25 protein-coding genes are annotated in these 18,919 nt (G+C 67.6%); all 25 read right to left on the minus strand.

Annotated features, from left to right (window positions below):
* Window positions 1–3 precede the first annotated feature (3 nt).
* Entirely contained in the window at window positions 4–393 is a 390-nt protein-coding gene (rplR, locus tag ACLQ2T_RS03235) for a 50S ribosomal protein L18 (protein ID WP_425764489.1), read from the minus strand.
* Window positions 390–932 (minus strand): 50S ribosomal protein L6, encoded by a 543-nt coding sequence (gene rplF, locus ACLQ2T_RS03240; protein ID WP_013735942.1) that lies wholly within the window; start codon window positions 930–932, stop codon window positions 390–392. The genes rplR and rplF overlap by 4 nt, the downstream gene beginning before the upstream one ends.
* Before the next feature lie 16 nt (window positions 933–948).
* Complete coding sequence (rpsH, locus tag ACLQ2T_RS03245) at window positions 949–1,356, minus strand: 30S ribosomal protein S8 (protein ID WP_007073022.1); 408 nt, start codon at window positions 1,354–1,356, stop codon at window positions 949–951.
* A gap of 97 nt (window positions 1,357–1,453) precedes the next feature.
* A complete protein-coding gene (locus ACLQ2T_RS03250; RefSeq protein ID WP_007465272.1) occupies window positions 1,454–1,639 on the minus strand; it encodes a type Z 30S ribosomal protein S14 in 186 nt (61 codons plus the stop codon).
* A gap of 1 nt (window position 1,640) precedes the next feature.
* On the minus strand, window positions 1,641–2,210 hold the full coding sequence (gene rplE, locus ACLQ2T_RS03255) for a 50S ribosomal protein L5 (protein ID WP_425764490.1): 570 nt from the start codon (window positions 2,208–2,210) through the stop codon (window positions 1,641–1,643).
* Window positions 2,210–2,530, minus strand: a complete 321-nt coding sequence (rplX, locus tag ACLQ2T_RS03260; RefSeq protein ID WP_207228005.1) for a 50S ribosomal protein L24 — start codon at window positions 2,528–2,530, stop codon at window positions 2,210–2,212. Before rplX ends, rplE begins: the two co-directional genes overlap by 1 nt.
* Window positions 2,527–2,895, minus strand: a complete 369-nt coding sequence (gene rplN, locus ACLQ2T_RS03265; protein ID WP_023358185.1) for a 50S ribosomal protein L14 — start codon at window positions 2,893–2,895, stop codon at window positions 2,527–2,529. Before rplN ends, rplX begins: the two co-directional genes overlap by 4 nt.
* A 95-nt stretch (window positions 2,896–2,990) precedes the next feature.
* Complete coding sequence (gene rpsQ / locus ACLQ2T_RS03270; RefSeq protein ID WP_425764491.1) at window positions 2,991–3,278, minus strand: 30S ribosomal protein S17; 288 nt, start codon at window positions 3,276–3,278, stop codon at window positions 2,991–2,993.
* Window positions 3,275–3,508 carry a 50S ribosomal protein L29 gene (rpmC, locus tag ACLQ2T_RS03275; RefSeq protein ID WP_327024032.1) on the minus strand — a complete coding sequence of 78 codons (234 nt, stop codon included), beginning with the start codon at window positions 3,506–3,508 and terminating at the stop codon, window positions 3,275–3,277. Before rpmC ends, rpsQ begins: the two co-directional genes overlap by 4 nt.
* Window positions 3,508–3,933: a 50S ribosomal protein L16 gene (rplP, locus tag ACLQ2T_RS03280; RefSeq protein ID WP_007465292.1), complete on the minus strand. Its 426-nt coding sequence runs from the start codon at window positions 3,931–3,933 to the stop codon at window positions 3,508–3,510. The genes rpmC and rplP overlap by 1 nt, the downstream gene beginning before the upstream one ends.
* A gap of 3 nt (window positions 3,934–3,936) precedes the next feature.
* Window positions 3,937–4,791 (minus strand): 30S ribosomal protein S3, encoded by an 855-nt coding sequence (gene rpsC / locus ACLQ2T_RS03285; protein WP_102658911.1) that lies wholly within the window; start codon window positions 4,789–4,791, stop codon window positions 3,937–3,939.
* On the minus strand, window positions 4,791–5,246 hold the full coding sequence (rplV, locus tag ACLQ2T_RS03290) for a 50S ribosomal protein L22 (RefSeq protein ID WP_425764492.1): 456 nt from the start codon (window positions 5,244–5,246) through the stop codon (window positions 4,791–4,793). The genes rpsC and rplV overlap by 1 nt, the downstream gene beginning before the upstream one ends.
* Before the next feature lie 40 nt (window positions 5,247–5,286).
* Entirely contained in the window at window positions 5,287–5,568 is a 282-nt protein-coding gene (gene rpsS / locus ACLQ2T_RS03295) for a 30S ribosomal protein S19 (protein ID WP_013735950.1), read from the minus strand.
* A 12-nt stretch (window positions 5,569–5,580) separates the two neighbouring features.
* Window positions 5,581–6,420 (minus strand): 50S ribosomal protein L2, encoded by an 840-nt coding sequence (rplB, locus tag ACLQ2T_RS03300; RefSeq protein WP_013735951.1) that lies wholly within the window; start codon window positions 6,418–6,420, stop codon window positions 5,581–5,583.
* A 12-nt stretch (window positions 6,421–6,432) separates the two neighbouring features.
* Window positions 6,433–6,735, minus strand: coding sequence for a 50S ribosomal protein L23 (gene rplW / locus ACLQ2T_RS03305; RefSeq protein ID WP_013735952.1), 303 nt, complete (start codon window positions 6,733–6,735; stop codon window positions 6,433–6,435).
* On the minus strand, window positions 6,732–7,382 hold the full coding sequence (gene rplD / locus ACLQ2T_RS03310; RefSeq protein ID WP_425764493.1) for a 50S ribosomal protein L4: 651 nt from the start codon (window positions 7,380–7,382) through the stop codon (window positions 6,732–6,734). Before rplD ends, rplW begins: the two co-directional genes overlap by 4 nt.
* Complete coding sequence (gene rplC / locus ACLQ2T_RS03315; protein WP_425764494.1) at window positions 7,379–8,044, minus strand: 50S ribosomal protein L3; 666 nt, start codon at window positions 8,042–8,044, stop codon at window positions 7,379–7,381. Before rplC ends, rplD begins: the two co-directional genes overlap by 4 nt.
* 11 nt (window positions 8,045–8,055) lie before the next feature.
* Entirely contained in the window at window positions 8,056–8,364 is a 309-nt protein-coding gene (rpsJ, locus tag ACLQ2T_RS03320) for a 30S ribosomal protein S10 (RefSeq protein WP_007073037.1), read from the minus strand.
* A gap of 350 nt (window positions 8,365–8,714) precedes the next feature.
* The gene (gene tuf, locus ACLQ2T_RS03325; RefSeq protein WP_425764495.1) at window positions 8,715–9,908 is read right to left on the minus strand and encodes an elongation factor Tu; all 1,194 of its coding nucleotides are present in this window, start codon (window positions 9,906–9,908) and stop codon (window positions 8,715–8,717) included.
* Window positions 9,909–10,123: 215 nt separating this feature from the next.
* A complete protein-coding gene (gene fusA / locus ACLQ2T_RS03330) occupies window positions 10,124–12,220 on the minus strand; it encodes an elongation factor G (protein WP_425764496.1) in 2,097 nt (698 codons plus the stop codon).
* A 75-nt stretch (window positions 12,221–12,295) separates the two neighbouring features.
* Complete coding sequence (rpsG, locus tag ACLQ2T_RS03335) at window positions 12,296–12,766, minus strand: 30S ribosomal protein S7 (RefSeq protein ID WP_013735957.1); 471 nt, start codon at window positions 12,764–12,766, stop codon at window positions 12,296–12,298.
* A 1-nt stretch (window position 12,767) separates the two neighbouring features.
* The gene (rpsL, locus tag ACLQ2T_RS03340) at window positions 12,768–13,142 is read right to left on the minus strand and encodes a 30S ribosomal protein S12 (RefSeq protein ID WP_013735958.1); all 375 of its coding nucleotides are present in this window, start codon (window positions 13,140–13,142) and stop codon (window positions 12,768–12,770) included.
* A 493-nt stretch (window positions 13,143–13,635) separates the two neighbouring features.
* Window positions 13,636–14,007 (minus strand): hypothetical protein, encoded by a 372-nt coding sequence (locus ACLQ2T_RS03345; protein ID WP_425764497.1) that lies wholly within the window; start codon window positions 14,005–14,007, stop codon window positions 13,636–13,638.
* Window positions 14,008–14,454: 447 nt separating this feature from the next.
* Window positions 14,455–14,829 carry a hypothetical protein gene (locus ACLQ2T_RS03350; RefSeq protein WP_425764498.1) on the minus strand — a complete coding sequence of 125 codons (375 nt, stop codon included), beginning with the start codon at window positions 14,827–14,829 and terminating at the stop codon, window positions 14,455–14,457.
* Window positions 14,830–14,922: 93 nt separating this feature from the next.
* Window positions 14,923–18,810 (minus strand): DNA-directed RNA polymerase subunit beta', encoded by a 3,888-nt coding sequence (locus ACLQ2T_RS03355; protein WP_425764499.1) that lies wholly within the window; start codon window positions 18,808–18,810, stop codon window positions 14,923–14,925.
* Window positions 18,811–18,919 lie beyond the last annotated feature (109 nt).

An 18,919-nucleotide genomic window follows, 5' to 3' on the forward strand; every position in this document is an offset into this window, starting at 1 on the left:
TTGTCAGAACTCGAGCCCGGCTTCGCGGGCGGCGTCGGCAAGCGCGGCTACCCGCCCCGCGTACCGGTTGCCACCGCGGTCGAAGACGACCTTGGAGATGCCGGCAGCCTTGGCCCGCTCGGCGAGCAGGGTGCCGACCTTGCCGGCCAGGGCGCTCTTGTCGCCCTCCGTGCCGCGCAGCGAGGCGTCCAGGGTCGAGGCCGACGCCAGGGTGTGCCCCTTGGTGTCGTCCACGATCTGGGCGACGATGTGCCGCAGCGAACGGGTGACGACCAGGCGCGGGCGCTCGGGCGTACCGCTGACGCTCTTGCGGACCCGGAAGTGCCGACGCGCACGCCCGACGGCACGCTTGGCGGCGACGCCGCGGCGGCGCTTGAGCAGCGTGGCGCTCACTTCTTACCTGCCTTTCCAGCCTTGCGGCGGATGACCTCGCCCTGGTACTTGACACCCTTGCCCTTGTAGGGCTCCGGCGGGCGGATCTTCCGGATGTTGGCGGCAACCTCACCGACCTGCTGCTTGTCGATGCCGGCCACGTGGAACAGCGTCGGCTTCTCCACCGTGAAGGTGATGCCGTCCGGCGCGGGGACCGTGACCGGGTGCGAGAACCCGAGCGCGAACTCGAGGTCCTTACCCTTGGCGGTGACCCGGTAACCGGTGCCGGAGATCTCCAGGCTCTTGCGGTAGCCCTCGGTGACTCCGACGATCATGTTGGCGACCAGGGTACGGCTCAGGCCGTGCAGTTCCTTGGCCTTGCGCTCGTCGTTCGGGCGGTTGACGCTCAGCTGCCCGTCCTCGGCCCGCTCGATGGAGATCGGCTCGGCCAGAGTGTGCGACAGCTCGCCCTTGGGGCCCTTGACCTTGACGGTCCGGCCGTCGATCGTCACGTCGACGCCGGAAGGTACCGGGATCGACTTACGTCCAATACGCGACATTTCTACCTGTCTCCCGTTACCAGACGAAGGCGAGGACTTCCCCGCCAACGCTCCGCTTGCGGGCCTGCCGGTCGGTGAGCAGCCCCTGGGACGTCGAAATGATCGCCACGCCCAGCCCGCCGAGCACCCGCGGGAGCCCGTCCGACTTGGCGTAAACCCGCAGACCGGGCTTGGAGACACGCTTGATACCGGCCAGGCTCCGCTCCCGGTTCTGGCCGTACTTCAGCTCGACGACCAGTCGCTTGCCGACGGCACCCTCTTCGGGCTCCTCGACCGACCAGGTGGCGATGTAACCCTCGGTCTTGAGGACCTCGGCGATGTTCGCCTTGATCTTCGAGTAGGGCATCGTCACCCGGTCGTGGTACGCCTGGTTGGCGTTACGCAGACGCGTGAGCATGTCTGCGATCGGGTCGGTCATCGTCATGTAACTCGTCAACCTTTCTCGCCGGGGTTCCCGCGACTCGCGCAGGCCTACGGCGAAGAGACAGTCCAGCTAACGCGCGGGGCGCGGCGCCGGGCTATTACCAGGAAGCCTTGGACACGCCGGGCAGCTCACCGCGGTGGGCCATCTCCCGGATGCACACCCGGCAGAGCCCGAACTTGCGGTAGACCGCCTTGGGACGCCCGCACCGCTGGCAGCGGGTGTACGCGCGAACCGAGAACTTCGGCTTCGCGGCCGCCTTGATGATCAGCGCCTTCTTGGCCATCTCAGTTCTCCTTGAACGGGAAGCCCAGGAGCTTGAGCAGCGCCCGGCCCTCGTCGTCGGTCGTGGCGGTCGTGACCACCGTGATGTCCATGCCCCGCTGGCGATCGATCTTGTCCTGATCGATCTCGTGGAACACCGACTGCTCGGTCAGACCGAACGTGTAGTTGCCGTGCCCGTCGAGCTTGCGCCCGTCGAGGCCGCGGAAGTCACGGATACGCGGCAGCGCGATGGACAGCAGCCGGTCCAGGAACTCCCACATCCGGTCGCCGCGCAGGGTCACCTTCGCGCCGATCGGCATCCCCTCACGCAGCTTGAACTGCGCGATGGACTTCTTCGCCCGCCGGACCTGCGGCTTCTGGCCGGTGATCGTGGCCAGATCGCGGACCGCACCGTCGATGAGCTTGGCGTCGCGAGCAGCCTCGCCGACACCCATGTTGACGACGATCTTCACCAACCGCGGCACCTGCATCGCGTTGGCGTAGTCGTTCTGCTCGCGCAGCTTCGCCACGATCTCGTTGCGGTACCGCTCCTTGAGGCGCGGCATGGACTTGGTTTCGGTAGCCGTGGTCATCACAGGTCCTTACCGGTGCTACGCGCGATGCGGACCTTCTGGCCGTTTTCGTCGATGCGGTAACCGACACGAGTCGGCTTGCCGTCGGAGTCCAGGACCATCACGTTCGAGACGTGGATCGGGGCCTCCTGGGTGACGATGCCACCGGTCTTGGCGCCACGCTGAGTGGTGCTGATGCGAGTGTGCTTCTTGACCCGGTTCACGCCCTCGACCAGGACCTTGTCCTGCCGCGGGTAGGCCGCAATGACCTTGCCCTTGGCACCCTTGTCCTTGCCGGCGATGACGACGACCGTGTCGCCCTTCTTGACCTTCACGGTCACAACACCTCCGGCGCGAGAGAGATGATCTTCATGAACCGCTTGTCCCGCAGCTCACGACCGACCGGGCCGAAGATGCGGGTACCCCGCGGGTCCCCGCCGTCCTTGATGATGACGGCGGCGTTCTCGTCGAAGCGGATGTACGACCCGTCCGGCCGGCGCCTCTCCTTGGCGGTGCGGACGATGACCGCCTTGACGACGTCACCCTTCTTCACACCAGCACCGGGGATGGCGTCCTTGACGGTGGCGACGATGACGTCGCCGATGCTCGCGTAGCGCCGACCCGAGCCACCGAGAACTCGGATGCACAGGATCTCCCGGGCACCCGTGTTGTCGGCGACGCGCAGTCGCGACTCCTGCTGAATCACGTCTATCTCCTATGTCTGCCGGTTCTCCGGCCGCCGGAGCGGCCGGAGCCTGGCGGAACCTGCGCCCGACCTAACCGGCCGAGCTCGAGCCTTCGCTACTTGGCCTTCTCGAGGATCTCCACGATCCGCCACCGCTTGGTGGCGGACAGCGGACGGGTCTCCATGATCAGGACCCGGTCACCGATGCCGGCAGAGTTCTGCTCGTCGTGGACCTTGAGCTTGCTGGTCCGGCGCATGATCTTGCCGTACAGCGCGTGCTTGACCCGGTCCTCGACCTCGACCACGACGGTCTTGTCCATCTTGTCGCTGACCACCAGGCCCTCACGGACCTTACGGCGTCCCCGCACGAGCTCCGCGCCCGCGGTCGTCGTGTTCTCGCTCATGAAGCCACCTCAGTCGGCGCGACCGAGAGCCCCAGCTCGCGCTCACGCATGATCGTGTAGATCCGGGCGATCTCCCGACGGATGACCTGCAGCCGCCGGTTGTTGTCCAGCTGCCCGGTTGCGGCCTGCACGCGGAGGTTGAACAGCTCCGCCTTGGCCTCACGCAGCTTCGTGACCAGCTCCTCCTCGGAGAGCTCACGCAGCTCGGAGGCCTTAACGCCCGCTGCCATCAGGATTCACCCACTTCGCGCGTCACAATCCGGCACTTCATCGGGAGCTTGTGGATCGCGCGACGCATCGCCTCTCGCGCGATCTGCTCGTTCGGGAAGGACATCTCGAAGAGAACCCGCCCCGGCTTGACATTGGCGACCCACCACTCCGGCGAGCCCTTACCGGAACCCATCCGCGTTTCGGCCGGCTTCTTGGTGAGGGCCTGGTCCGGGAAAATGGTGATCCAGACCTTGCCGCCACGCTTGATGTGGCGGGTCATCGCGATACGCGCCGACTCGATCTGCCGGTTGGTCACGTACGCCGGCTCGAGAGCCTGGATCCCGAACTCGCCGAACACCACCCGGTTGCCGCCCTTGGACGCGCCACTGCGGTCCGGGTGGTGCGGCTTGCGGAAGCCCTTCGGGGGCTTGCGCGGCATCAGCATCTGTCAGCCCTCCTGCTGCGTTTCTGCCGCGGCGGCGACGGCGGACGTGTCCACCGGCTCGCCACTCGGCGTCTCGGCCTGCTGCGCGACGGTCGTCGCGGCAGCCCGGCCGGCCTCGGTACCACCGGAGGTCGTACCGGACGAACCGGAGCGACCACGACGCGGCCGCTCAGGGCGGTCACCACGATCCCGGCGCGGGCGCGACGGCGCCTCGGCCGGGGTCTCCCGACCCGGCACCGCGTCACCCTTGTAGATCCAGACCTTCACGCCGATGCGGCCGAAGGTGGTACGGGCCTCGAAGAAGCCGTACTCGATGTTGGCCCGCAGCGTGTGCAGCGGAACCCGACCCTCGCGGTAGAACTCCGTGCGGCTCATCTCGGCGCCGCCGAGGCGACCCGAGACCTGCACCCGGATGCCCTTGCACATCGGGTTCTTCATCGCCGACTGCATCGCCTTGCGCATCGCCCGACGGAAGCTGACCCGGCTGGAGAGCTGCTCGGCCACGCCCTGGGCAACCAGCTGCGCGTCCGACTCGGGGTTCTTCACCTCGATGATGTTCAGCTGCACCTGCTTGCCGGTGAGCTTCTCCAACTCGCCACGGATCCGGTCGGCCTCCGCACCCTTACGGCCGATGACGATGCCCGGCCGAGCGGTGTGGATGTCGACGCGGACTCGGTCGCGGGTGCGCTCGATGTCGACCTTGGAGATGCCGGCCCGCTCCAAACCCTTGGACATCATTCGGCGGATCTTGACATCCTCGCCGATGTAGTCCTTGTAGAGCTTGTCCGCGAACCAGCGGGACTTCCAGTCGGTCGAGATGCCGAGACGGAACCCGTGCGGGTGAACCTTCTGACCCATTACTCGGCGCCCTCCGTGTTGCTCTGCGTCTCGGCCGGTGCGGTCTGCGCCGCCGGGGCCGCCTTCTTCGCCGACTTCTTCGGCGCAGCCGGCGCCACCGCCTCGACCGCCACCGTGATGTGGCAGGTGCGCTTACGGATCCGGTACGCCCGGCCCTGCGCCCGTGGCTGGAACCGCTTCATGGTCGGTCCCTCGTCCACGAACGCCTCGCTGACGAGCAGCGCGTCGGGGTCCAGCCGCTCGTTGTTCTCCGCGTTGGCGATCGCACTCGCGAGCACCTTGTACACCTGCTCGCTCGCAGCCTGCGGCGCGAACTGCAGCACCGTTAGCGCCTCCTTCGCGGGCAGGCCGCGGACGAGGTTGACCACCCGGCGCGCCTTCATCGGCGAGATGCGCACGTGCCGCGCAACCGCCCGCGCGCCCGGAAGCACCGGAGCGTCGCCCTTTCCTGGCATCGCTGTAACCCCTTGATCCTCTATCCGTATGCCCGCGGCGTCAGCGCCGGCGGCTCTTCCGGTCGTCCTTTTCGTGACCCTTGAACGTACGGGTCAGCGCGAACTCGCCGAGCTTGTGCCCGACCATCGCCTCGGTCACGAACACCGGGACGTGCTTGCGTCCGTCGTGCACCGCGATCGTGTGCCCGAGCATCTCCGGGATGATCGTCGAGCGCCGAGACCAAGTCTTGATGACGTTCTTCGAGCCCTTTTCGTTCTGCGTCTCCACCTTCTTGAGCAGGTGGTCGTCGATGAACGGGCCCTTCTTCAGGCTGCGAGGCATGTCTTATCTCCCTCAGCCGCGCTTACGCGTGGCGTAGCGACGGCGGACGATCAGCCGGTCACTCGGCTGGCCCTTACGACGGGTGCGGCCCTCGGGCTTACCCTGCGGGTTGACCGGGTGGCGACCACCGGAGGTCTTGCCCTCGCCACCACCGTGCGGGTGGTCGACCGGGTTCATGGCCACACCACGGACGGTCGGGCGCTTGCCCTTCCACCGCATCCGGCCGGCCTTACCCCAGTTGATGTTCGACTGGTCAGCGTTGCCGATCTCGCCGATGCTGGCGCGGCACCGCACGTCCACCCGCCGGATCTCACCCGAGGGCATACGCAGGGTCGCGTACACGCCCTCGCGGCCGAGCAGCTGGATGCCGACGCCGGCCGAGCGGGCCAGCTTGGCCCCGCCACCCGGACGCAGCTCCACGTTGTGGATGGTGGTACCGACCGGGATGTTGCGCAGCGGCAGGTTGTTACCCGGCTTGATGTCGGCGCCCGGACCGGACTCGACCCGGTCGCCCTGCTTCAGGTCCTTCGGCGCGATGATGTACCGCTTCTCGCCGTCGGCGTAGTGCAGCAGCGCGATTCGCGCGGTGCGGTTCGGGTCGTACTCGATGTGCGCGACCTTGGCCGGCACGCCGTCCTTGTCGACCCGCTTGAAGTCGATGATCCGATACTGCCGCTTGTGGCCGCCGCCCTGGTGCCGGGCGGTGATCCGCCCGTGAGCGTTACGCCCACCCTTCTTCGGCAGCGGTGCCAGCAGCGACTTCTCCGGCGTAGACCGGGTGATCTCGGCGAAGTCGGCGACGCTGGAGCCACGCCGGCCCGGCGTCGTCGGCTTGTACTTACGGATAGCCATTGTCTACACCCCTCAGCTGACCGGGCCGCCGAAGGCCTCGATACGGTCGCCCTCAGCCAGCTTCACCATCGCGCGCTTGGTGTTCTTGCGCTTACCGAACCCGGTACGGGTCCGCTTGCGCTTGCCCTCGCGGTTGAGCGTGTTGACCGTCAGGACACGGACGTTGAAGATCTGCTCGATAGCGATCTTGATCGCGGTCTTGTTCGCGTCCGGGTGCACCAGGAAGGTGTACCAGTTGCGGTTCAGCTCGCTGTAGCTCTTCTCCGAGACGACCGGCGCCACGATGATGTCGCGCGGGTCGGCGATCGTGCTCACTTGCCACCCTCCTCGGTGGTCTCGGCGGGAACGCCCAGGAACTCGTCCAGGGCCTCCTTGGTGAAGACCACATCGTCGGCCACCAGCACGTCGTACGTGTTCAGCTGGCCGGCTTCGATCAGGTGCACCCGCGGCTCGTTGCGCAGCGACACCCAGTTCAGCTCGTCGACACTGCTCAGCACGACCAGCACCCGGCGGGCCTCGGTCAGCTTGGTGAGCGTGGCCAGGGCGGCCTTGGTCGACGGCTTCTCGCCCGAGACGAACGCCTCGACGACGTGCACCTGCCCGGCGCGGGCCCGGTCCGACAGGGCGCCACGCAGCGCGGCGGCCTTCATCTTCTTCGGGGTGCGCTGGCTGTAGTCGCGCGGCACCGGGCCGTGCACCACGCCACCGCCGGCGAACTGCGGCGCGCGGATCGAGCCCTGCCGGGCCCGACCGGTGCCCTTCTGCTTGTAAGGCTTCTTGCCGCCACCGGAGACTTCGCCCCGGGTCTTGGTCTTGTGGGTGCCCTGCCGGGCCGCAGCCAGCTGCGCCACCACGACCTGGTGCATCAGGGGCACGTTGGCCTGCACGTCGAAGATGTCACCGGGCAGCTCGACCGAGCCGGTCTTGGTGCCTTCGGAGTTCAAGACGTCAACCGTGGTCACTTGGCCACACCGCCCTTCTTCACCTTAGCCTTGGCCGCGGTACGGACCAGGACCAGCGCGCCCTTCGGGCCGGGAATGGCACCGCGGACGAGCAGCAGGTTGTTCTCAGTGTCGACCGCCTGGACGGTCAGGTTCTGCACGGTGTAGCGCACGCCACCCATGCGACCCGCCATCCGGGTGCCCTTGAAGACGCGACCCGGGGTGGCGCAGGCGCCGATGGAGCCCGGCGAGCGGTGCTTGCGCTCGACACCGTGGCTGGCGCGCAGACCGTGGAAGCCGTGCCGCTTCATCGGGCCGGCGAAGCCCTTGCCCTTGGTCTTGCCGGTGACGTCGATCGAGACACCGGCCGGGAACTCCTCGACCGTGACCTCCTGGCCGAGCGAGTAGTCCGCAGCGTCGCTGGTGCGCAGCTCGACGATGTGTCGGCGCGGCGCCACGTCAGCCTTGGCGTAGTGACCACGCAGCGGCTTCTTGGCCTTGCGCGGGTCGATCGTGCCGTACGCCAGCTGGACCGCGGAGTAACCGTCCTTGTCGGCGTCACGAACCTGGCTGATGACGCACGGGCCGGCCTGAACCACGGTCACCGGAACAACCTTGTTGTTGTCCCAGACCTGGGTCATGCCGAGCTTAGCGCCCAGGATCCCCTTAACTTGCCTGTCCATGTGTCCGGTCCCTACAGCTTGATCTCGATGTCGACGCCAGCCGGCAGGTCGAGGCGCATGAGCGAGTCGACCGTCTTCGGGGTCGGGTCGATGATGTCGATCAGCCGCTTGTGCGTACGCATCTCGAAGTGCTCGCGCGAGTCCTTGTACTTGTGCGGCGAGCGGATGACGCAGAAACGGTTGATCTCCGTGGGCAGCGGCACCGGGCCCGCGACCTGCGCCCCGGTGCGCGTCACCGTCTCGACGATCTTCCGAGCCGAGGAGTCGACGACCTCGTGGTCATAGGCCTTGAGCCGGATGCGGATCTTCTGTCCCGCCATGGTGGCTTCTGTTCCTTCTCTCGATGCCGCTGTGTTGCGGGTGTCCTGTACCGGCTGGTACAGACCCTCTTCGCCCACCCCCGCGGTCGGGCGTGTCGCGCCCTGTGGCCTAGCTCCGCCCCGATCCTCCGGAGCGATCCTGACCGTGGTGGGTCCAGGCGCCGATCGCACTCCCGCGACCTGAACGCCGCGCGAGGGTGGTTGACGAACGGGCCGTCAACCACCCCACGCCCGACTGCCCTGCCTACCCGGAGGTTCGACGTTAGTCGAACGCGGGCAGCGAACTGTCGTTACGCAACCTGACTAGTATGCCGCACGACCGGCGGCGGGTCTAATCGGGGTTACCCAGCTCACTTGATGATCTTGGTGACGCGACCAGCGCCGACCGTGCGGCCACCCTCGCGGATCGCGAACTTGAGGTTGTCCTCCATCGCGATGGGCTGGATCAGCTTCACGCTCATCGTGGTGTTGTCGCCCGGCATGACCATCTCGGTGCCCTCGGGAAGGGTGACGACACCGGTGACGTCCGTGGTCCGGAAGTAGAACTGCGGACGGTAGTTCTGGAAGAACGGGGTGTGCCGGCCACCCTCCTCCTTGGAGAGGATGTAGACGGTCGCCTCGAACTCCGTGTGCGGCGTGCTGGTGCCCGGCTTGACGACCACCATGCCGCGCTCGACGTCCTCGCGCTTGATGCCACGCAGCAGCAGACCGACGTTCTCACCCGCGCGGGCCTCGTCGAGCAGCTTGCGGAACATCTCGATGCCGGTGCAGACCGTCTTCTGCGACTTCTCGCGGATACCGACGATCTCCACCTCCTCGTTCGGCTTGAGGATGCCACGCTCCGCGCGACCGGTGACGACGGTGCCACGGCCGGTGATCGTGAAGACGTCCTCGATCGGCATCAGGAACGGCTTCTCGGTCTCGCGCTCCGGCTGCGGGATCGCGGTGTCGACGGCGTTCATCAGCTCCAGCAGGCGCCCGGTCCACTCCGGGTCACCCTCCAGGGCCTTGAGCGCCGAGACGCGCACGACCGGCAGGTCGTCGCCCGGGTACTCCTGCGCCGAGAGCAGCTCGCGGACCTCGAGCTCGACGAGCTCCAGCAGCTCCTCGTCGTCGACCATGTCGCTCTTGTTGAGCGCCACGACGATGTACGGCACGCCGACCTGGCGGGCCAGCAGGACGTGCTCGCGGGTCTGCGGCATCGGGCCGTCGGTCGCCGCGACCACCAGGATCGCGCCGTCCATCTGGGCGGCACCGGTGATCATGTTCTTGATGTAGTCGGCGTGACCGGGGCAGTCGACGTGCGCGTAGTGCCGCGCCTCGGTCTGGTACTCGACGTGTGCGATCGAGATCGTGATGCCCCGGGCCTTCTCCTCCGGCGCCTTGTCGATCTCGTCGAACGGCGTGTACGGGTTCAGGTCGGGGTACTGGTCGTGCAGGACCTTGGTGATGGCCGCCGTCAGCGTCGTCTTACCGTGGTCGATGTGACCAATGGTGCCGATGTTGACGTGCGGCTTAGTCCGCTCGAACTTCGCCTTCGCCACTGGTGTCCTCCTGTGGACTTCTTGGTTCGTTCGCCCCGGTACGCCACGAGTGGCGCTTAGGACTCTGTCGACAGCCTTTCCGGCCTGACGGCCGGGAAGCTTTTGTGGGCTCTGCGGCGATGAAGCCTACAGGCCCGGAATTGACCCGATCCGACCGAGGTGGTCACGGTCGGGGATTCCTCCCGCGACCACCTTCGGCTCAGCTCAGGCGGACGTCACTCACCCGTCGCCTTGGCGATGATCTCCTTGGCCACCGAGGCCGGAACCTCGGCGTAGGAGTCGAACTGCATGCTGTAGCTAGCCCGGCCCTGGGTCTTCGACCGCAGGTCGCCGACGTAGCCGAACATCTCCGACAGCGGCACCAGAGCCCGGACGACGCGGGCGCCGCTGCGCTCCTCCATCGCCTGGATGATGCCACGGCGGGAGTTCAGGTCGCCGATGACGTCACCCATGTTCTCCTCAGGAGTGGTGACCTCAACGGCCATCATCGGCTCGAGCAGCGCGGGATCGGCCTTGCGGGCCGCGTCCTTCATCACCATCGAGCCGGCGATCTTGAACGCCATTTCCGACGAGTCGACCTCGTGGTACTGCCCGTCGAGCAGCGTCAGCTTGACGCCCACCAGCGGGAAGCCGGCGAGGATGCCGTACTGCATGGCGTCCTGTGCACCCGCGTCCACCGAGGGGATGAACTCCCGGGGGATACGGCCACCGGTGACCGCGTTGGCGAACTCGTAGGTCGGTGCGTCGTTGCCCAGCGGCAGCGGCTCCAGGCTGACGATCACCCGGGCGTACTGGCCGGAACCACCGGTCTGCTTCTTGTGGGTGTACTCGACCTTCTCCACCTTGCGGCGGATGGTCTCGCGGTACGCCACCTGCGGCTTACCGATGTTCGCCTCGACGTTGAACTCGCGGCGCATCCGGTCGACCAGGATGTCCAGGTGCAGCTCGCCCATGCCGGAGATGACCGTCTGACCGGTCTGGTCGTCCAGCTTGACGCGGAAGGTCGGGTCCTCCTCGGCCAGCCGCTGGATGGCGGTGCTGAGCTTCTCCTGGTCGGCCTTGGTCTTCGGCTCGATGGCCACCTCGATGACCGGCTCCGGGAAGGTCATCGACTCCAGGATGACCGGGTTCGCCGAGTCGGCCAGGGTGTCACCGGTGGTGGTCTGCTTCAGACCCTGCACCGCGATGATGTCGCCGGCCTTCGCGGTGCTGCGCTCTTCCCGCTTGTTGGCGTGCATCTGGTAGATCTTGCCGATCCGCTCCTTGCGGTCCTTGGTGGAGTTGACCACCTGGGAGCCGGACTCAAGGGTGCCGGAGTAGATCCGCACGTAGGTGAGCTTGCCGAGGTGCTTGTCCGTCTGGATCTTGAAGGCCAGGCCGGAGAAGGGCTCGGACACCGACGGCTGGCGCTGCATCGGGGTCTCGCCGTCGGTGGCCGTACCCTCGATCGCCGGGATGTCCAGCGGCGAGGGCAGGTACGCGACGACCGCGTCCAGCATCGGCTGGATGCCCTTGTTCTTGAAGGCGGTGCCGGTGAGGACCGGGTTGGCCTTGCCGGCGATGGTGGCCCGACGGATGGCGGCCTTGATCTCCTCGACGGAGATCTCCTCGCCCTCCAGGTACTTCTCCATCACCGCGTCGTCGACGTCGGCCAGGGTCTCCATCAGCTTCTCGCGCCACTCGGCAGCGGAGTCGGCCAGGTCGGCCGGGATCTCCTCGACCGCGTAGTCCTCACCCTTCTGGGTCTCTCCACGCCAGGTGAGGGCGCGCATCTCGATCAGGTCGACCACGCCGATGAAGTCGCTCTCGGCGCCGATCGGGATCTGAAGCACCAGCGGAGTGGCGTTCAGCCGGTCGATCATCATCTGCACGCAGCGGAAGAAGTCCGCGCCGGTACGGTCGAGCTTGTTGACGAAACACATCCGGGGGACGTTGTACTTGTCCGCCTGACGCCAGACGTTCTCCGTCTGCGGCTCCACGCCGGCCACACCGTCATAGACCGCAACCGCACCATCCAGCACCCGAAGCGACCGCTCCACCTCTACGGTGAAGTCGACGTGGCCGGGCGTGTCGATGATCTGGATCGTGTGGCCCTTCCACTCGCACTTCGTGGCGGCGGAAGTGATGGTGATACCGCGCTCCTGCTCCTGCTCCATCCAGTCCATGACGGCGCCGCCCTCATGAACCTCACCGATCTTGTACGTGATACCGGTGTAGAACAGGATCCGCTCGGTGGTAGTGGTCTTACCGGCATCGATGTGCGCCATGATGCCGATGTTGCGTACGTTGGCGAGCGCGTCTGCGGCGGCCACTTCAATCCCTACTTATCGTCGTCCCGACACAACTGGTGGCGGCCCCGGCGCCGGTAGGCGCCGGGACCTCAGGTGTTACCAGCGGTAGTGCGCGAAGGCCTTGTTGGACTCCGCCATCTTGTGGGTGTCCTCACGCCGCTTGACGGCGGCGCCAAGGCCGTTGCTCGCGTCCAGCAGCTCGTTCATCAGTCGCTCGACCATGGTCTTCTCGCGCCGGGCGCGGGAGTAGGTGACCAGCCAGCGCAGGCCCAGGGTGGTGGCCCGGGCCGGACGCACCTCGACCGGAACCTGGTAGGTCGCGCCACCGACACGGCGGCTGCGGACCTCGAGGGTCGGCTTGACGTTGTCCATCGCGCGCTTGAGGGTGACGACCGGATCGGTGCCACTCTTCTCGCGGCAGCCCTCCAGGGCGGCGTAGACGATGCGCTCGGCGAGCTGACGCTTGCCGCGGAGCAGGATCTTGTTTACCAGCTGGGTGACCAGCGGCGAGTTGTACACCGGGTCAGCGACCAGCGGCTTACGCGGGGCAGGTCCCTTACGCGGCATGTCAGCTCTTCTCCTTCTTCGCGCCGTAACGGCTGCGCGCCTGCTTGCGGTTGCGGACACCCTGGGTGTCCAGCGAGCCGCGGACGATCTTGTAACGCACGCCGGGGAGGTCCTTCACACGGCCACCGCGGACGAGCACGATCGAGTGCTCCTGCAGGTTGTGCCCGACGCCCGGGATGTAGGCGGTCACCTCGACCTGGCTGCTGAGCTTGACACGAGCAACCTTGCGCAGCGCCGAGTTCGGCTTCTTCGGGGTGGTGGTGTACACGCGGGTGCACACGCCGCGCCGCTGAGGGGAACCCTTCAGCGCCGGGGTCTTGGTCTTGGTGGTCTTCGCCTGGCGGCCCTTTCGGACCAGCTGTTGGATCGTGGGCACCGGGTTTCTCCGCTCCCTTCGGCCGCTGTCGCGACCGCGCCGTCTGTCGTAGCCGACCTGATGACCGGCTCTCCTACATTCCGACCAGGGCCACCTCACGGAGGTCCCGGCACCCGCGGTCGGGCGTGTCGCCCGATCACGGTCCCGATTCCGCGCGGATGAAGCGCAGTCCCGGGGTCTGTCACCGGCACACGGAGGCCCGCACGCCGGATCTTTGGCTCAGTCGTGGCGCCTTCCGGAAACCGGAGGCCGGATCCAGCGCACGCACGATTTGCCCGGGCTAGCCGGGCACAAGGGGAAAGAGTACCTACCACAGCCGTGCAGGTCAAAACGGGAGACCCGCCGAACTTCTCACCGCTCGGCCGTCGACTCCGTCGCTCCGCCCGCCCGTGATGGGCACCTACGACGCCAAGTGTACCGGCTCCACCGGAAACCACCCGCCGAGCCCCCGAGCCCGACCACACCCGCCCGCCTCCCGGGTCGGCCGGCCCGGTCAGGCGAGCGTCATCAGCAGGGCCAGACCCACGCCCAGCAGGCTCAACAGCAGTCCGACACCGCCGCAGCTGACTCCGGCGATGGCCAGACCCCGGCCGGTGAACCGCACCCCCGGCGGGGGCGCCGGTCGGCGGATCTGCCGCATGCCCAGCAGGCCGGCGACGAGGGCACCGGCCCCGGTCAGGCCGCCGAGAGTGGCGAAGGAGCCGGCAGCCCAGACTCCGTTCAGCCCACCCCCCACCCCACCCACGCAGAGGACCAGGAAAGACACCAGGATGGAGACGATGCCCGCGACCAGCGAGCCGACTGCCAGGCCCGAGGTGACCGGCGGCACATCCAGGTGCACCATGGCGAAGGGGGTGCCCGGCACGGGCTCCACCCGGCTCGGTGGCCGGGGCCGTTCCTGCGGCGGCGGGACGGCAGCACCCCGCCCCGCCGTGGCACCCCAGCCCACAGGCGCGCCGGCACCGGGCCCACCCGGCGGCCCCGACGATGGCCCACCCGGTACGGACGGGAACGGGGCCGGCGGAGACGGGGCGTACCCGGCGGGCTGGTTCGCCGCCCACGGCCCCGGTGGTGCCCACCGGCCCGGTTCGGGTGTCTCAGGCCCCGGAGGCCCGGCGGCGGACTGAGCGGGTTCGCCGCTCTCGGGACGCGCCGGTTCCGTCACGGGGATCCTCCTCATCGACCGCGTCCACCGCCGCGCGGTGGACACCGTCAGGCTACCGTCGCCGATCAGCCCACCGGTGCGGGAGACGGCGGCACCTCAGCCGAGCGCCCGACCCGGCTACCGGAAACGGCATCGGCGGCGCGGACCTCAGTCCACGTTCGGCGCGAAATCCTGCCCGTAGGGCGCTTCGGCGAGCCGGATCACGCCGATCACCACCACGACGACCACACTCACCGCGACCAGCATCAGACCCGTCCGGGCCAGGCTCTCCCCCCGCCGCAGCCAGGCCGCGCCGGTAAGAAAACCCCCTGAGGCGTACGCCTCACGGCGGGCCTGCCGGGCCAACTGGAGGGCGATCGTGGCCGGTACCACTCCCCCGATGAACAATCCGGTCAGCGCACCCATCAGGCCGAGCGCGAAGACGGCCCGCGCCTTCGTAGCCCGAACCGGGTCCGGGTCCAGTGGGTGCCGTGGGGGGCCGGGCGGGGAAGCGACCGGCATCGGTCCGGCGGCGGTCGTCATGGCTCCATCATGCCCCGCCCGGAGCGAATCGGGAGGACCACCGACGACGAGGCCCCCGGCGGATGCCGGGGGCCTCGTCGGTGCAGCGGATGATCAGCGGTACGACCCGAAGTCGAAGTCGTCCAGCGGAACCGCCTGGCCGCTGGCCGGCCCGAAGCCGTAGTCGGTCTCCGGGTATCCGGTCATCGAGTAGACCTTGGCCTTGGCCTCCTCGGTCGGCTCGACCCGGACGTTGCGGTACTTGCTGATGCCGGTACCGGCCGGGATGAGCTTACCGATGATCACGTTCTCCTTGAGACCGATCAGCGAGTCGCTGCGGGCGTGGATCGCCGCGTCGGTCAGCACCCGGGTGGTCTCCTGGAAGGAGGCCGCCGAGAGCCAGGAGTCGGTGGCCAGCGAGGCCTTGGTGATACCCATCAGCACCGGACGGCCTGCCGCGGGCTCGCCGCCCTCGGAGACGAGTCGGCGGTTCTCCGACTCGAACAGCGCCCGGTCGACCAGCACACCCGGCAGGAACTCGGTCGAGCCGGAGTCGATGACCGTCACCCGCTTGAGCATCTGGCGGATGATGATCTCGATGTGCTTGTCGTGGATGAGCACACCCTGCGAGCGGTAGACCTCCTGGACCTCCTGGGTCAGGTGGACCTGTACCGCCCGCGGGCCGAGGATGCGCAGCAGCTCGTGCGGGTCGATGGTGCCCTCGGTGAGCTTCTCGCCGACCTCGACGTGGTCGCCGTCGTGCGCCCGCAGCCGGACCCGCTTCGAGATCTTGTCGTACACGATCTCGTCGCTGCCGTCGTCCGGGATCACGACGATCTTGCGCGACCGCTCGCCGTCCTCGATCCGGATCCGGCCGGGGGTGTCGGCGATCGGCGCCTTGCCCTTCGGGATCCGGGCCTCGAAGATCTCCTGGACACGGGGCAAACCCTGGGTGATGTCCTCACCCGCGACACCACCGGTGTGGAAGGTACGCATCGTCAGCTGGGTACCCGGCTCACCGATCGACTGGGCGGCGATGATGCCGACCGCCTCGCCGACGTCCACGATCTTGCCGGTCGGCAGCGAACGGCCGTAGCACGCACCGCAGACGCCCAGCTTCGACTCGCAGGTGAGCACGCTGCGGACCCGGACGGTCTCCACCCCGGCGGCGACGATCTTGTCGACCAGGATCGAGTTGATGTCCGAGCCCCGCTCGGCGACGACGGTGCCGTCCGGCCCCTTGATGTCGTCGGCCAGGGTACGGGCGTGCACGCTGGTCTCCGCGTGCTCGTGCACCACGAGCCGGCCGTCGAGCTGCTGACCGATCTGCATCGGGATGGCCCGGTCGGTGCCGCAGTCCTCCTCGCGGATGATGACGTCCTGCGAGACGTCCACCAGACGACGGGTCAGGTAACCCGAGTCGGCGGTACGCAGGGCGGTGTCCGCGAGACCCTTACGGGCACCGTGGGTGGAGATGAAGTACTCCAGCACGGACAGACCCTCCCGGTAGCTGGCCTTGATCGGCCGCGGGATGATCTCACCCTTCGGGTTGGCCACCAGACCACGGATCGCCGCGATCTGCCGGAGCTGGAGCAGGTTACCGCGAGCACCCGAGTTGATCATCTTCCACAGCGGGTTCTCCTGCGGCAGCGCGGTATCCATCTCCTTGGCGACCTCGTTGGTCGCCTTGGTCCAGATCTCGATGAGCTCGCCGCGACGCTCCTCGGCGGTCATCAGACCACGCTGGTACTGCTTGTCGATCCGGTCGGCTTCCTTCTCGTACTTCTCCAGGATCTCCCGCTTGCGCGGCGGAGCGATGACGTCCTCCATGCCGATGGTCACGCCGGACCAGGTGGCCCAGTGGAAACCGGCCTCCTTGAGCCCGTCGAGGGTGGCCGCCAGGGCCACCTTCGGGAACCGCTCGGCGAGGTCGTTGACGATCGCGGAGAGCTGACCCTTACGGATCTCGTAGTTCACGTACCGGTAGCCCTGCGGCAGGGTCTCGTTGAACAGCACCCGGCCGAGGGTGGTCTCCACCGTCAGCGGCTCACCCGGGGTCCAGTCCTCCGGCGGGGTCCACGGCTGCCCGCCGACGCCGTTGTCGACCTCGACCACGTTGCGCAGCCGGATCTTGACCGGTGCCTGCAGGTGCAGCTCGCCGTTGTCGTACGCCATCCGCGCCTCGGCGTCCGAGCTGAACGCCCGGCCCTCGCCACGCTCACCGGTGGTGAGGTGGGTCAGGTGGTACAGGCCGATGACCATGTCCTGGGTGGGCATGGTGACCGGCTTGCCGTCGGCCGGCTTGAGGATGTTGTTCGACGACAGCATCAGGATCCGCGCCTCGGCCTGGGCCTCGGCGGACAGCGGCACGTGCACCGCCATCTGGTCACCGTCGAAGTCGGCGTTGAACGCGGTGCAGACCAGCGGGTGGATCTGGATGGCCTTGCCCTCGACCAGCTGCGGCTCGAAGGCCTGGATGCCCAGTCGGTGCAGGGTCGGCGCCCGGTTGAGCAGCACCGGGTGCTCGCCGATGACCTCTTCCAGCACGTCCCACACGACCGGCCGCTGCCGCTCGACCATCCGCTTGGCGGACTTGATGTTCTGCGCGTGGTTCAGGTCGACCAGCCGCTTCATCACGAACGGCTTGAACAGCTCCAGCGCCATCTGCTTGGGCAGACCGCACTGGTGCAGCTTGAGCTTCGGGCCGACCACGATGACCGAACGGCCGGAGTAGTCGACGCGCTTGCCCAGCAGGTTCTGGCGGAACCGGCCCTGCTTGCCCTTGAGCATGTCGGACAGCGACTTCAGCGGACGGTTACCCGGGCCGGTGACCGGCCGGCCCCGGCGACCGTTGTCGAACAGCGCGTCGACGGCCTCCTGGAGCATCCGCTTCTCGTTGTTGACGATGATCTCGGGCGCGCCGAGGTCGATCAGCCGCTTGAGCCGGTTGTTCCGGTTGATCACCCGGCGGTAGAGGTCATTCAGGTCGCTGGTCGCGAACCGGCCACCGTCGAGCTGCACCATCGGACGCAGGTCCGGCGGGATCACCGGTACGCAGTCCAGCACCATGCCGAGCGGCGAGTTGCGGGTGTTCTGGAACGCCGCCACGACCTTCAGCCGCTTGAGCGCCCGGATCTTCCGCTGGCCCTTGCCGGTGCGGATGGTCTCCCGCAGGCTCTCCGCCTCGGCGTCGAGGTCCATGTTCTGCACCAGGGCCTTGATCGCCTCGGCACCCATGCCGCCGGTGAAGTACTCACCGAACCGGTCGCGCAGCTCACGGTAGAGCAGCTCGTCGGTGACCAGTTGCTTCGAGTCCAGCTTGCGGAAGGTGTCCAGCACCTCGTCCAGGCGGTCGATCTCGCGCTGGGCCCGGTCGCGGATCTGGCGCATCTCGCGCTCTCCGCCCTCCTTGACCTTGCGCCGGACGTCCGCCTTCGCGCCCTCGGCCTCCAGCTCGGCCAGGTCGGCCTCAAGCTTGGCGGCCCGCTTCTCGATCTCCGAGTCGCGGCTGTTCTCCGACTGCCGCTTCTCGGCCAGGATCTCGTTCTCGATGGTCGAGAGGTCACGGTGACGCGACTCGGCGTCAACGCTCGTCACGACGTACGAGGCGAAGTAAATGATCTTTTCGAGGTCCTTCGGGGCGAGGTCCAGCAGATAGCCCAGCCGGCTCGGCACACCCTTGAAGTACCAGATGTGGGTCACCGGGGCGGCCAGCTCGATGTGGCCCATCCGCTCCCGGCGGACCTTCGAGCGGGTCACCTCGACGCCGCAGCGCTCACAGATGATGCCCTTGAAGCGGACCCGCTTGTACTTACCGCAGTAGCACTCCCAGTCCCGCTGCGGACCGAAGATCTTCTCGCAGAAGAGTCCGTCCTTCTCCGGCTTGAGGGTGCGGTAGTTGATGGTCTCGGGCTTCTTGACCTCACCGTGCGACCACTGGCGGATGTCGTCCGCAGTCGCAAGGCCGATGCGCAGCTCGTCGAAGAAGTTGACGTCGAGCACGTTATATCCCTCGTGTCGTGTCTGATCTGTAGCTAGCCCTCGGCGGGGTTGGGGGCCGGCCGACTCGCGTCGGGATCAAGCCTGACCGCCCAGAGCGAACCGGACGGCC

It is taken from the genome of Micromonospora sp. DT229 (assembly GCF_049844505.1).
In the GTDB taxonomy this organism is placed as follows: Bacteria; Actinomycetota; Actinomycetes; order Mycobacteriales; family Micromonosporaceae; genus Micromonospora.